Below are 13,625 nucleotides of genomic sequence, written 5' to 3' on the forward strand. Positions count from 1 at the left end.
GTGCCTCCGGGGCTTTTTTATTGCACGTCGCAAGAGAATCCGAGCATGGCCATCAAACACCTACGCACCGCCTTTGCCAGCCAATATCAACCAGGTCAGCCCGCCCGCCTTCAGTCCGGGGAAGTCCTTTCTGAACCCGGAGGCGACTACGAATCACTGCACAAGCAAATGAAGCGCCTGTTCAACAGTAAACCGGGCAAGAAATACGGCCGCTTCTCGGAAGACATTGGCGAATGTCCGTTCAGTAGCTGGCTCAAAGACTACCTTGATGACAGGCAGAGTTTCAGCTCGATGACCGACCGCCTGTTCGGTCAGTGGCAGGAGCTCCTCACAGGAAGCCAGGAAGAGTTTCAGGGCCACCTGATGATTGTCCACGAGACCCTGGCGGACACCGAAGTGGTATACCTGCTGATTCTGGAGAGCGACAGCGCCCTGCGTTTCGACGGTAACCAGGCACTGGACGCCACTGACGTGCTCAGTCTTTCCCGTCTGAACCTGGCCGTGCGCATTGAGCTGGATGATTGGCGCAGTGAGAATGGTGCAGAGAATTACCTGACCCTTGTCCACGGTCGAGGAACTGGTGAACCCGGTGAGATGTTCATCCGCCTGGCAGGGTTTACCAACCAGGTAGACGTGGAAAAAGAAACCGTCACCTTCCTTGATGCGGTCGAAGCCTTTGCCAAATCTTCCGAACCGGAGAAAGCCGGCGAAGTACGGAGCCGGGCCTACGAGTTCTGCAAGGAACAGCATGCCCTCGGGGAGCCGGTCGAGATCGAAGCGCTCTCCGGATACCTGGATGAGAGCGAACCCCAACGCTTCAAGGAGTTCGCATCAAAGACCACCGAACTACCGGAAAGCGGCGTACTTCACCCGGACCACCGCAAGGTCAAAAAGCTCGTCCGCATCGCCGGATCTGGTGGTGGCATGAGCGTTTCCTTCTCCTCGGACCTGGTCAACCAGGCGATTTACTACGACCGGGACAAGGATGCACTCACCATTACCCGTCTGCCAAAAGCTCTCAGGGAGCAGTTGCAGCGGTATTTGGAAGCTCGGGAGGAGTGATTAGGCAGGTCGAATCCAGACTCCCACTGCTTTGGGGGAATGCCGTGAGTTTTCAGGCACCATCCAGCGGTCGTATAGAGGGCATAATGTTCGGACGCTGAAACTTGAAAATACCAGTCAATTTCCGTCTTGCAGAGTTACCCGCACAACCGCAAATCAACAAAAAGAGTGAAATACAGAAACAGCAGCAACGGCCCGGCTTCCAAAGCCGGCAAGACGACTGGGTCTCGTTTTATTCGGCGTGCTCCAGGTGCGGATGCCGAAGCTTGCGAATCTCCTTCATCCAGCCGACACCGTCGACCAGCTCTCCCGTGTCCGGATCAATCGGCGGATACGGCAGCTTGCGGTCATCGCAATAGCGTTTGACCGTTGGCTGGCACCAGCAAAAGAGCAGTCGCTGGTATTCGTCATCGGGCAGCCTGCGGTAGTCGTAGAGACCTGCTGACTTACGCTGGCGCTGGGCCTCCGCCAGAATAATCGCGCAGGCGGCCGACACGTTGAGGGATTCCACCATGCCCATCATCGGAATCACAATATGCTCATCCGCTTGCTCCGCCGCATCCGCGCTCACGCCGTCCACCTCATTGCCAAGGATGACGGTACAGGGCACGGTAAAGTCCACCTCGCGATAATCCACTGCGCGATCGGACAGCTGGGCTGCATATAGTTTGTGGCCCTGCCCCTTCAACTCGCCGATTGCCGCATCCATGGTCCGGTGCGTAAGCGTAGTGACCCAATTGTAGCTACCGCCCGCCGTCTTCCGGAACGCCCGAAAACCTTCCCTGGGCCAGACCACGTGCATGTTGGCCAGACCGAAAGCATCGCAGGAGCGGATAATGGCGGACAGATTTCGGGGCTTGTGGACCTGATCGGTCAGCACCCGAAGGTCCGGCTGGCGGGTGTCCAATGTTTGTTTGATGCGGGCAAGACGTTCGGGAGTCATTTGAATTCAGGGTCTGCAAGTACGAAAGCGGCCAATAATACCACATTGAACTAGCTACAAGCCGAGACAATGGTGGTTGAAGAATGAGCACCCCGTTATAATACGCAGTTCCTTTTTGATCGCGCCAGCAATCCAGAATCGCAAATCCCGGCGCACCATCCACCAGAATACGTTGAGACCCATGGCCAAGAAGCTGTTTATCAAAACCCACGGCTGCCAGATGAATGAGTACGATTCATCCCGAATGGCGGACCTCCTGCGTACCGGCGAAACCGTTGAGATGACGGACACGCCAGAGGACGCAGACATCCTGCTGCTGAATACCTGCTCCATCCGGGAAAAAGCCCAGGAGAAGGTATTTCATCAGCTTGGCCGCTGGAAATCCCTGAAGAACAGCAAACCCGATCTGATCATCGGCGTGGGCGGCTGCGTCGCCAGCCAGGAAGGTCAGGCCATCATTGACCGCGCGCCCTACGTAGACATGGTGTTTGGTCCGCAAACCCTGCACCGCCTGCCCGACATGATTACCGAGGTTCGCGCCAAAGGTAACGGCGTCGGTGTGGTCGACGTCAGCTTCCCGGAGATCGAGAAGTTCGACAACCTGCCCGAGCCCGGGGCCGATGGCCCCTCAGCCTTTGTTTCCATCATGGAAGGCTGCAGCAAGTACTGCACTTTCTGCGTGGTGCCCTACACCCGTGGCGAGGAAGTGAGCCGGCCTGCCGATGACGTCATTGCCGAAGTGGCGCATCTGGCCAGCCAGGGTGTGCGTGAAGTGAATCTGCTGGGGCAGAACGTAAATGCCTACCGGGGCGAGACCCATGATGGCGACATTATGGACCTCGCGGAGCTGATCTCCCTGATTGCGACCATCGACGGGATCGACCGAATCCGGTACACCACCTCTCATCCGGTGGAATTTACCGATGCGATGATCGATGTTTACGAGCAGGTTCCGGAGCTCGTCAGTCACCTGCACCTGCCCGTGCAAAGCGGTTCAGACCGTGTCCTGGCAGCAATGAAGCGTGGCCACACCGCGCTGGAGTACAAATCGAAACTGCGCCGCTTGCGGAAGATCCGTCCGGACATCAGTTTTTCGTCGGACTTCATCATTGGCTTCCCCGGCGAGACGGAGAAAGACTTTGAAGACACCATGAAGCTGATCAACGACATCGGTTTCGACATGTCCTTCAGCTTTGTTTACAGCGCCCGCCCGGGTACGCCGGCATCAGATCTTCCTGACGACACCCCGATCGAGGTCAAGAAGCAGCGGCTGGCGATTCTCCAGGACCGGCTCAACCAGAATGTCATGGATATCAGCCGCAAGATGGTTGGCTCCACTCAGCGCATTCTGGTAACCGGGCTCTCCAAGAAAGACCCCGGAGAATATGCCGGCCGTACCGAGAACAATCGCATTGTAAATTTCCGGCACGAGAACCCGGACGTAGTGGGCCACTTCATCGACGTTGAAATCGTGGAAGCCTACGCGAACTCGCTTCGTGGCAGGCCCGTGAACTCCGAGCTTTATTGAGGCCACAGCCCAAAGCCATACCGGCACCCAAACTCCCATTCTGGTAATGCCAGGGGAGCCAACGAAAACGGAGCATTTTTGAACACCAGCGATTCCAGACAATTTGACCTGCACCCCGTGGACCAGCGCCGCCTGGCAACCCTCTGTGGTCAGTTCGATGAAAACCTGAAACACATCGAACGCCGACTGCAGGTTAAAGTCGGCCGGCGCGGCCACCATTTTCGCGTCGAGGGCGAAACCGAGCATGTTGCAGCCGCCGTGGAGGTCATTCGCCATCTGTACCGCGAGACCGAAGCCGCCGATGACATTCCGCCCGATACGGTGCACCTGTTCATCCGCGAAACCGGCTACGAACGCCTGCCCGAAGATGTGCCCTTTGACGGCGCAGTCACGGTTATCAAGACACCCAAGCTGCAGGCCAAGCCCCGGGGCGCAAACCAGCAAAAATACGTTCACAACATTCGCACCCATGACATTAACTTCGGCATCGGGCCAGCCGGCACTGGCAAGACCTGGCTGGCGGTTGCCTGCGCTGTAGAAGCCCTGAAAGACGAACAGGTCAAGCGCATCCTGCTGGTGCGACCGGCGGTGGAAGCCGGTGAAAAACTGGGATTTCTGCCAGGCGATCTGGCGCAGAAAGTGGATCCGTACCTGCGCCCCCTGTATGACGCACTATATGAAATGCTGGGCTTTGATCAGGTCACCCGACTGATAGAGAAAAGCGTGATCGAGATTGCACCGCTGGCCTTCATGCGCGGCCGGACCCTGAACAATTCCTTCATCATTCTCGATGAGAGCCAGAACACCACTCGTGAGCAAATGAAGATGTTCCTGACCCGGATTGGTTTCGGCTCGACCGCCGTGATCACCGGGGATACCACGCAGGTCGACCTGCCTCGCGGCCAGAATTCCGGCCTTATTCACGCCGCCGGCGTGTTGGGCAAGGTCACAGGCATCGGCTTTACCCGCTTCGAAGCCAAGGATGTTGTCCGTCACCCGCTGGTGCAGCGTATCGTTGAAGCCTACGATGCCTTCGATGACGGGAGTGGATCCAGCTCATGAGCGCGCTGACCGTGGATTTCCAGAACGTCTTCGAAGGCTCGGGGGTGCCCGAGGAAACCCTGCTCCAGACCTGGGCGCAGGCTGCCTGGCTGGGCGATCACCCATCCGAGGTAACCATCCGCGTTGTCGGAGCGCTGGAAAGCCAGACCCTGAATCATGAGTTTCGGGGTAAGGACAAACCGACCAATGTGTTGTCCTTCCCATTTGAAGCGCCAGCCGGTATAACGGTTCCATTGGCGGGAGATCTCGTTATTTGCGCGCCCGTTGTGGAGCACGAAGCCACTGAGCAACACAAAACGGCTGCAGCCCACTGGGCGCATATGGTAGTACACGGTATGCTGCATCTTCAGGGCTACGATCACGTAGAAGACGAAGATGCCGAGGTCATGGAAGCCCTTGAAATCCGGCTGCTGGCGCAACTCGGATTCGGCAACCCTTACGAAGCAGAGGAAACGGAAAAAGACTCATGAGCGACGATCAGTCGAGTCGCAGTCAGGGCAACAAGTCCTGGCTGGAACGTATATCACAGGCCTTTTCCAGCGGGCCTGAGTCCGTAGAGGACGTGCTGGAAATCCTCCGGGACGCTGAGTCCCAAAGCATCATCGATACCGATGCCATGAGCATCATCGAAGGTGCGATGCAGGTGATCGATATGCGGGTGGATGAAATAATGATCCCGCGGTCGCAGATGGTCACCGTCAAGGCTTCCCAAGAGCCCAAAGAGTTTCTGGGCGAAATCATTTCCTCTGCCCACAGTCGCTTCCCGGTCATCGGTGACAGTCAGGATGACGTCATCGGAGTTCTGCTGGCCAAGGACCTTCTGCCACTGGCCCTGAACAATGAACTCAACTGGTCCAAGATTCGTGAAATCCTGCGACCGCCCACGTTTGTACCTGAGAGCAAGCGATTGAATCAGCTTCTCAAGGAGTTCAAGGAAAACCGCAACCACATGGCCATTGTGGTCGATGAATACGGTGGTACGGCCGGATTGATCACCATCGAGGACGTGCTGGAGCAGATCGTCGGCGAAATCGAGGACGAGCACGATTTCGACGAGGAAACCCATATCAAGGCCCGCGGCGACGGCACCTTCGCGGTGAAGGCCGTAACACCGGTCGACGATTTCAACGAGTTCTTCGAAACAGAGCTGGATGAGGAAGAGTTCGATACCATCGGCGGCCTTGTACTCAAGGAATTCGGTCACCTGCCCAGGCGCGGTGAAACGGTTGAATTCGGTGGCTTGCGCTTTACTATTGCCAACGCCGATAACCGAGTCATCCGTTTGTTGCAGGTAACCCGAAGTGAGCATTGAAGCTACAGACATCAGGGGGCTGAGCTCCCCACTCTCCGCCAGTCGCTGGCTGGGCACGGCCACACTGGTGGCGGCCGGTGCCCTGCAAACACTCACTTTCTCACCCTTTGAACTCTGGTGGCTCGGGCCAGTCTCGATCCTTCTGATCCTGCTGGTGACTGTGCCGCTCGGGTCCGACCGGCTGTTCGCGGCCGGCTGGTTCACGGGCCTCGGGCTGTTCGGAAGCGGTGCCAGCTGGGTCTACATCAGCATCAGCCAGTACGGCAACACCTCCATCCCCGTTTCTGTGCTCCTCACCGTGATCTTCGTTGCCGGGCTGGCGCTGTTCCACGCGCTCGCATTCTGGTTCTGGGGCAAGCTCGCAAAGAACAGTCCCATCCGGCGGCTGATTCTGTTTCCTGCCATCTGGATTCTCGGAGACTGGCTCCGGGGCTGGCTTCTCACCGGTTTCCCCTGGCTGTATCTCGGTACCGCGCACACAGACGGCCCACTCGCAGGGCTGGCCCCACTGACCGGCGTCCACGGTGTCACTTTCTGGATTACAGTTACATCCGTTGCACTCTACGCTGCGTGGTGGCTGATCAAACACCTCCGTCATATGGCAGCAGCGATCGTCTTTGTCGTCGCCGTGACGCCCTGGCTGATTGGCCCGTCCCTGAACCGTGTTGAGTGGACCCAGGTCAGCACCGAGCCGACCAGCTTTGTCGCGATGCAAGGCAACATTCCCCAACAGATCAAATGGAATCCGGACTTCCTGAAAGACCAGATTGTGACCTATCTGGGCATGACCGAAGAGCACTGGAATGCCGACCTGATCCTTTGGCCGGAGACCGCCATCCCCATTCCCCAGGACCAGGCGGGCAAAATTATCGACCACATCGATCAGAAGCTGGGCGGGAAGAGCACCCTGATTACCGGAATCCCCTGGTACGGATTCAGTGACCGTATAGAGGACTTCACCTTCCATAACAGCATCATGGCCATTGGCAACGGCGAGGGCATCTATCACAAGCAGAAGCTGGTGCCATTCGGCGAGTATGTCCCGCTTCAAGGCTTGCTCCGCGGACTGATTGGTTTCTTCGACCTGCCCATGAGCAGTTTCAGCCGCGGCCCGGAATACCAGGGCCCACTCCAAGCCAACGGCATGAGCATCATGCCGTTTATCTGCTATGAGGTGGCCTATCCCGACTTTGTGGCCTTCAACAGCCGGGGCGCGGACCTCCTGCTCACCATCAGCAATGACGGCTGGTTCGGCAATTCCATCGGTCCGCTACAGCACCTTCAGCTAGCCCGCATGCGGGCCCTGGAAACCGGGCGGTATATGCTCCGAGGCACCAACAACGGGGTGACAGCCATTATCGACAACCGCGGCAGGATCACCGAAACCATCCCGCAATTTGAGCGCGCTACCCTGAACGGCGAGGTATTCACCGCCAAGGGCAGCACTCCCTATATGCAAACGGGATCCTGGCCGGTTCTGACCCTGGCGCTGATCCTGGTGGTGTTCGTTCGGGAACGGGTTATTCCTCCTTCCTCGGCCACCGGCTCGTAACCCGCTCGTAGTAGTGGGAACCGCAGGCGTCGCAGGGTTCCAGGTGACTGGTTGCCGTCAGGCAGCGCATGTGGCTGCAGTTGAGGCAACGAAACATGCCTGCCGTGGCCACTTCGCCGGAGATGTAATGGCCGGCATCCTCATTCTCCAGTTTTTGCCGAAGCTCCAGGGTATCCACCAAGGTCTTGTCGGCCACCGACAGGAGCTGGTCGGCGAGCTGGTGCTCAAGCAGTGAAATATCCAGCTGCAACCAATCGGTCAGGCCTTCCCCGGTTTCCTCCACGAAATGCAGCAAATGCTCCAGGTCGCGTTGCAGATAGGCGCCCAGAAGGTCTGCTTCCTCCCGGGTCATCTCTTCCAGTTCGTACTCGAACTCGATTGCTTTCCGAATCTCATCCTCCAGCGTCTCGAGGGAGGCATCCTGGGTCTGTTTCAACCCGGCTTGCACCCGCTCCAGCATCCGGTTGTAGACTTCAAGCGCTTTACCGGACAGATGGTTTCGTTCTGGTTCAGTCATAACGGCTCTCCAACACGCACACCAACTACAGAGAAGGGCGGCTGCCTGCCACCCCGGCCCAGGACCTTTCGGCAATGCTCCGATATTGTTCAGTCTGGCACAGGATCGGGATTTTGGCAGACTACCTGTCAGGCCTTCTGTGCGTTAGAATGTCCGGCCGCTCCGAACATCATTTTGATACAGGGTAACTTTGGTAATGGCAGGAATGGACGAGCAATACAATCCACGCAACGTAGAAGAGAATGCCCGCAACTTCTGGGAGGAGAACAAGACCTTCGAAGTGAAGGAAGAACCGGGCAAACCCAAGTACTACTGCCTTTCCATGTTCCCCTACCCCAGCGGCAAGCTGCATATGGGGCACGTTCGCAACTACACCATCGGCGACGTGATCTCCCGCTACCAGCGCATGCAGGGCAAGAACGTCATGCAGCCCATGGGCTGGGACGCCTTCGGCCTGCCCGCCGAGAATGCCGCCATAGCCAACAAGACAGCCCCGGCGAAATGGACCCACGCCAATATCGAGTACATGAAAAACCAGCTCAAACAGCTGGGCTTTGGCTACGACTGGAACCGTGAACTGGCCACCTGCAAGCCGAATTACTACCGCTGGGAACAGTGGTTCTTCGCACGCCTGTATGAGAAGGGACTGGTCTACAAGAAAATGTCCACGGTCAACTGGGACCCGGTCGACCAGACGGTACTGGCCAATGAACAGGTCGTGGACGGCCGTGGCTGGCGCTCCGGTGCGCTGGTCGAGCAGAAGAAAATTCCCCAGTGGTTCATCCGCATTACCGACTACGCCGAAGAACTTCTGAATGACCTGGATCAGCTTGAAGACTGGCCGGAACAGGTCAAAACCATGCAACGCAACTGGATCGGCAAATCGGTGGGCACCGAACTGACGTTCCCGCTGAAAGACAGTGACGAGGGAATGACGGTATACACCACTCGCCCGGACACCCTGATGGGCGTCAGCTACATGGCCGTGGCTGCCGAACACCCGCTGGCCAAGGCTGCGGCGGAACGCCACCGGGATGTCGCGGAGTTTGTCGACGAGTGCCGCACAAGCAAGGTTGCTGAAGCCGAACTGGCGACCATGGAAAAGAAAGGCATCGACACCGGGTTCAAAGCCATTCACCCGCTGACCCAGGAAGAAATTCCGATCTGGATCGCCAACTTTGTGCTGACTGATTACGGCACCGGCGCCCTGATGGCGGTACCGGGCCACGACGAGCGGGACCACGAGTTTGCCCTGAAATACCGTCTGCCGATCAAGCAGGTAATCGCGGCCCGGGATGGACGTGAGATTGACGTTCAGGAAGCGGCGTTTACCGAGAAAGGCACCCTGGTCTCCTCCGGCAAGTACAGTGGCCTGACCAGCGAGGAAGCCTTCCACGAGATCGCCAATTACCTCGAAGAACACGGCATTGGCAAGCGCACGGTGAACTATCGCCTGCGGGATTGGGGTGTTTCCCGTCAGCGCTACTGGGGCGCGCCGATTCCGATGATGACGCTGGAAGACGGCACCGAACGTCCGGTACCGGACGACCAGCTGCCGGTCACCCTGCCCGAAGACGTCGAAATGGACGGTGTGCAGTCGCCGATCAAGGCGGACCCGAACTGGGCCAAAACCACCTTTGAAGGCCAGCCGGCGACACTGGAAACCGACACCTTTGACACCTTCATGGAGTCATCGTGGTACTACGCCCGGTTCTGCAGCCCCAACTACGACAAGGGCATGCTGGATCCCGCTGCGGCCAATTACTGGTTGCCGGTTGACCAGTACATCGGTGGCATCGAACACGCCATCCTGCACCTGCTGTACGCCCGCTTCTTCCACAAACTGCTGCGGGACGTAGGCCTGGTGACCAGCTCGGAGCCGTTCAACCGCTTGCTGTGCCAAGGCATGGTCCTGGCCGAGACTTACTACCGGACTGATGATTCGGGCAAAACGACCTGGATTGCTCCGGCGGACGTGACGGTCGAGCGCGATGGCAAGGGTCAGGTGATTCGGGCGCTCCACAAGGAAGATGGCCAACCGGTGGAAATTGGCGGCGTCACCAAGATGTCGAAATCAAAGAATAACGGTATTGATCCTCAGGCCATCATTGATGAGCACGGAGCCGATACGGTTCGCCTGTTCATGATGTTTGCGGCACCTCCCGAGCAGTCCCTGGAGTGGTCAGACAGCGGCGTTGAAGGCGCTCACCGGTTCCTCAAGCGTTTGTGGCGACTGGTGAGCGAACATACGTCCGGTGGCCCGGCCCCGACTCTCAATGCGGCCGAGTTGAACGATGCCCAGAAAGATCTGCGCCGCAAAACCCACGAGACCATTGCCAAGGTGAGTGACGATGTCAGCCGTCGCCTCACCTTCAACACCGCAATAGCGGCAGTGATGGAACTGCTGAATGACGTCGCCAGATTGAGCGACGATCAGGACCAGAGCCGGGCCGTGCGACAGGAAGCCCTGAATACGGCAGTTCTGGTGCTCTCCCCCATCGTTCCCCACGTTTGCCACGCTCTCTGGCAGGCACTGGGTCACGAGGAGCCGGTGGTGGATGCCCGGTGGCCCGAGGCCGATCCAAACGCGATGGTTCGCAGCCAGATTCAGGTTGTTCTTCAGGTCAACGGCAAGGTGCGGGCAAAACAGGATGTACCGGCTGATATCAGCAAGGCCGATCTGGAGAAGCTGGCACTGGAAAACGAGAACGTCATGCGGTTTACCGAAGGCACGACTGTGCGCAAGGTTATCGTTGTGCCCGGCAAACTCGTTAACGTGGTGGCCAACTGATATGCCCCATTGCCCCGCAATGAAGTCCACAGCGCTTACGATCATGGCCGCAGCGCTCGCGGCCTTGCTGACCGGCTGTGGATTTCAGTTGCGCGGCGCACCTCCGGTCTCGTCGGCCCTGCAGCCGCTGGCCGTTGAGTGCACAACCGATGTACCGGACACCCTCTGTCAGTCTGTGCTCAATCAGCTGGAGCTGGGTGAGGTAGAGCTCAGCCCTGCCGCCGACGCCGCCTATGTCATGCAACTCAGTGGCTTCCAGGAAAACCGACGCGCTTCTGCCATCACGGTACAGGCTGCGGCCGCAGAGTACACGCTTCGCCATTCCGTCAACATCGAACTGATCAGTGCCGACCGCGTGCCCATGATCGGCGACACCCGCCTCACCGCCAGCGAAAGCTACCGGTATGACGAGACCAATGTCCTGGCCAAACAGCGTGAAGAAGAAGAGCTTCGGATGCAGCTCAGTGATCGTCTGGCTCAGCAAGTGATTTTCCGCCTCGCTCCGCTGACTGAAGCGCGCATCCAAACCATTCGTGAACAGCACCAGGCCACGGCCAGCGAGTCTGACGGCGACACCTCGACACCATGAAGACGCAACCGGCCCAGCTCCCCCAACTCCTGAAGAAAGGCCTGTCGCCGGTCTATCTGATCTCTGGAGACGAACCACTGCTGGTTCAGGAATGCTGCGACCTGGTACGCAAAGCCGCGCGGGATGCCGGCTTTCAGGACCGGTTGACGTTCCATGCCGACCACCAGCTGGACTGGAATTCCGTGGCCGACGAATTCAGTGCCATGTCCCTGTTTGCGGAAAGGCGGCGCATCGAAATCCACCTCCCGACCGGAAAACTGGGCGACGGGAGGGCGGTGCTTGAGCAGGTGCTTAAGGAGCCACCGGAAGACATTGTCCTGCTGCTGATCAGTGCACGGCTGGACGCGGCGGAAACGCGACGTAAATGGTACAAGGAACTCCAGAATAAAGGTGTGCATGTTCCCGTCTGGCCGGTGGATGCCGACAAATTCCAGGGCTGGCTACAACAACGGGCTTCAAGTCGGGGCCTCAGTCTCACACGGGGTGCCCTGGCCATTCTTGCAGAACGCCTCGAGGGCAATTTGCTGGCCGCCAGTCAGGAACTTGATCGACTGTCTTTACTGGGAAACGGATCGACCATCGACGAAGAAACGGTGGAACAGGCGGTTCAAGACAGCTCCCGCTTTAACGGCTTCGAACTGGTAACCGAGTTACTGGCCGGCCGGGCTCCCCATGCCGGCAAGATGATCGGTATCCTGCAACAGGAAGGTGAGAACCCTCTCGGCCTGCTTGCGGTACTCACCCGTGACCTGAACCTGATTCTCGAACTCAAGGGAACATCGGCTCAGGGCGAAAACCCCTCGGCGTTCCTGAAGAAACGCGGCGTCTTCCAGCCCCAGCGGGCCCGCGTTATTGAACAGGCGGCACGGCGCCTGGACCGCAAACAGCTTCACGAGGCCATTGAACTGTGCAGCCAGATCGACCGCGCTGCCAAGGGCTTCGATGACCTGTCCCCCTGGCACCACTTGCGAAACCTGTCCGTTCACCTCGCTGGCCGTACCTGACCTGGATCAACCTCGCCGCAGGTTGTTCAAGGCGCGCGTACGACCCACTTGACAGTTTTTCACCTCACGGCGCATGTTAGACAGACCGTCAATCAAAGGAGGTGCTTGATATGAATCTTCAAGAGGAATTCAAGAAGCTGTCAGAGAAAATCAAACAGTATCGCGACGAAGCCCGCGTGCAAATGCATCTTGCCAAAGAAGACGTTAAAGACGAGTGGGACGACCTGGAGGAAGACTGGGATCGATTCCGCACCAAGGTCGACGAGGTATTGCACGACGCAGACAGTGCCTCGCAGGAAGCACGCCAGACCGCCCATAAGCTCGGCGAAGACCTGAAGAGCGGGTATCAGAACATTCGGAATAAACTGAAATAAACTGTTAACCCGTTAACACAACGCCACAAATCTCAACCAAAGAGGCTCTTTTGGAGAGAGCCTCTGTGCCATACTTCTCAGTATTAGTGAACGGAGCGTCATGTTTTTGACCAGTTGGTCATTGCAGGCCAACGTAACAACACGGCCTGCTTTGCATGGGCGCTTACAGACACTGCGAGGTATAAAAGGCGTATGAAAAACTTTTTGCTTACAATAACAACTCTCTCAATCCTGTTTACCGCCAGCATTGTCATTGGACAAAATACCCGCTTCAGCGACCCGGATACCGTGATCAAGAACGAATTCTGGGGCAACCTGTATGCCAACGGTGGCAACTCCTTTTTCTGTGACAAGGCGTTTACCACCAAGGGCTTTCTCATGACCGACGGTTATGTCTATCCCCTGGCAGACATCCGTAGCGCCCTTGACTGTGGAACCTCCCGGCAATGCGAGCAGGACAACCGTTATCGGCAAATTGCCTCGGATCTTCACAACATGGTTCCCGTGCGAAACCGAACCGAGATGAAACGCCGTAACGTTCGCTATGAGAACCTCGGGGAGACGATGAAGGCGGACGAGTGTGGCATCCGGGAAAGCGCCGGATTCTTTGAGCCACCCGAACGGGTCAAAGGCGATATTGCACGCTCCGTTGCTTACATGGTGGATACCTACGGATTACCCTGGCTTGGTGCAACACCGGTATTTCAGGGCTGGAATCGCATGGACCCTCCGGACGATACCGAGCTGACCCGGCATCGCCGCATTGCGGAAATACAGGGTAACGAGAATCCGTTTGTTACCCATCCGGAAAGAATGGAACAGCTCTGACCACGTCACCGTTTACGGAATAAAAAAAGCAGGCCCGAGGGCCTGCTTTTTTTTGTCCTGCAA

The 13,625-nt window shown here is 57.7% G+C and carries 13 protein-coding genes; 11 read left to right on the forward strand and 2 right to left on the reverse strand.

Annotated features, from left to right (window positions below; translation table 11 throughout):
• Positions 1 to 45 precede the first annotated feature (45 nt).
• Positions 46 to 1,062: a nucleoid-associated protein gene (locus K0B93_RS06155; RefSeq protein ID WP_219866370.1), complete on the forward strand. Its 1,017-nt coding sequence runs from the start codon at positions 46 to 48 to the stop codon at positions 1,060 to 1,062.
• 232 nt (positions 1,063 to 1,294) lie between these two features.
• Here the strand turns inward: K0B93_RS06155 and trmH are convergent, their stop codons facing one another.
• On the reverse strand, positions 1,295 to 2,005 hold the full coding sequence (trmH, locus tag K0B93_RS06160) for a tRNA (guanosine(18)-2'-O)-methyltransferase TrmH (RefSeq protein WP_219866371.1): 711 nt from the start codon (positions 2,003 to 2,005) through the stop codon (positions 1,295 to 1,297).
• Between the two features lie 181 nt (positions 2,006 to 2,186).
• Between trmH and miaB the strand changes: the two genes are divergently transcribed.
• The 5 genes from miaB (at position 2,187) to lnt (ending at position 7,459) form a co-directional block, all read left to right on the forward strand.
• Positions 2,187 to 3,533: a tRNA (N6-isopentenyl adenosine(37)-C2)-methylthiotransferase MiaB gene (gene miaB, locus K0B93_RS06165; RefSeq protein ID WP_219868043.1), complete on the forward strand. Its 1,347-nt coding sequence runs from the start codon at positions 2,187 to 2,189 to the stop codon at positions 3,531 to 3,533.
• 78 nt (positions 3,534 to 3,611) lie between these two features.
• Complete coding sequence (locus tag K0B93_RS06170; RefSeq protein WP_219866372.1) at positions 3,612 to 4,595, forward strand: PhoH family protein; 984 nt, start codon at positions 3,612 to 3,614, stop codon at positions 4,593 to 4,595.
• Positions 4,592 to 5,065, forward strand: a complete 474-nt coding sequence (gene ybeY, locus K0B93_RS06175) for an rRNA maturation RNase YbeY (RefSeq protein ID WP_219866373.1) — start codon at positions 4,592 to 4,594, stop codon at positions 5,063 to 5,065. The genes K0B93_RS06170 and ybeY overlap by 4 nt, the downstream gene beginning before the upstream one ends.
• On the forward strand, positions 5,062 to 5,907 hold the full coding sequence (locus K0B93_RS06180) for an HlyC/CorC family transporter (RefSeq protein WP_219866374.1): 846 nt from the start codon (positions 5,062 to 5,064) through the stop codon (positions 5,905 to 5,907). Before ybeY ends, K0B93_RS06180 begins: the two co-directional genes overlap by 4 nt.
• Entirely contained in the window at positions 5,897 to 7,459 is a 1,563-nt protein-coding gene (gene lnt / locus K0B93_RS06185) for an apolipoprotein N-acyltransferase (protein WP_219866375.1), read from the forward strand. Before K0B93_RS06180 ends, lnt begins: the two co-directional genes overlap by 11 nt.
• On the opposite strand, the gene K0B93_RS06190 is transcribed toward lnt, so the two are convergent.
• Positions 7,428 to 7,976: a zinc ribbon-containing protein gene (locus K0B93_RS06190; RefSeq protein WP_219866376.1), complete on the reverse strand. Its 549-nt coding sequence runs from the start codon at positions 7,974 to 7,976 to the stop codon at positions 7,428 to 7,430. The two genes, lnt and K0B93_RS06190, sit on opposite strands and share 32 nt — an antisense overlap.
• 205 nt (positions 7,977 to 8,181) lie before the next feature.
• Here K0B93_RS06190 and leuS point away from each other — a divergent pair, with 205 nt between their 5' ends.
• From leuS to K0B93_RS06215, 5 genes are all read left to right on the forward strand, one after another.
• Entirely contained in the window at positions 8,182 to 10,767 is a 2,586-nt protein-coding gene (gene leuS, locus K0B93_RS06195; protein WP_219866377.1) for a leucine--tRNA ligase, read from the forward strand.
• Between the two features lies 1 nt (position 10,768).
• Positions 10,769 to 11,356 carry an LPS assembly lipoprotein LptE gene (lptE, locus tag K0B93_RS06200; protein WP_219866378.1) on the forward strand — a complete coding sequence of 196 codons (588 nt, stop codon included), beginning with the start codon at positions 10,769 to 10,771 and terminating at the stop codon, positions 11,354 to 11,356.
• Positions 11,353 to 12,360 (forward strand): DNA polymerase III subunit delta, encoded by a 1,008-nt coding sequence (holA, locus tag K0B93_RS06205; RefSeq protein ID WP_219866379.1) that lies wholly within the window; start codon positions 11,353 to 11,355, stop codon positions 12,358 to 12,360. Before lptE ends, holA begins: the two co-directional genes overlap by 4 nt.
• A 110-nt stretch (positions 12,361 to 12,470) precedes the next feature.
• Positions 12,471 to 12,734, forward strand: coding sequence for a hypothetical protein (locus tag K0B93_RS06210; RefSeq protein ID WP_219866380.1), 264 nt, complete (start codon positions 12,471 to 12,473; stop codon positions 12,732 to 12,734).
• 192 nt (positions 12,735 to 12,926) lie between these two features.
• Positions 12,927 to 13,562, forward strand: a complete 636-nt coding sequence (locus K0B93_RS06215; RefSeq protein ID WP_219866381.1) for an endonuclease — start codon at positions 12,927 to 12,929, stop codon at positions 13,560 to 13,562.
• The last annotated feature ends 63 nt before the right edge of the window (positions 13,563 to 13,625 follow it).

Origin of the sequence: Marinobacter sp. F4218, assembly GCF_019443085.1 — a bacterium.
GTDB lineage: Bacteria > Pseudomonadota > Gammaproteobacteria > Pseudomonadales > Oleiphilaceae > Marinobacter > Marinobacter albus.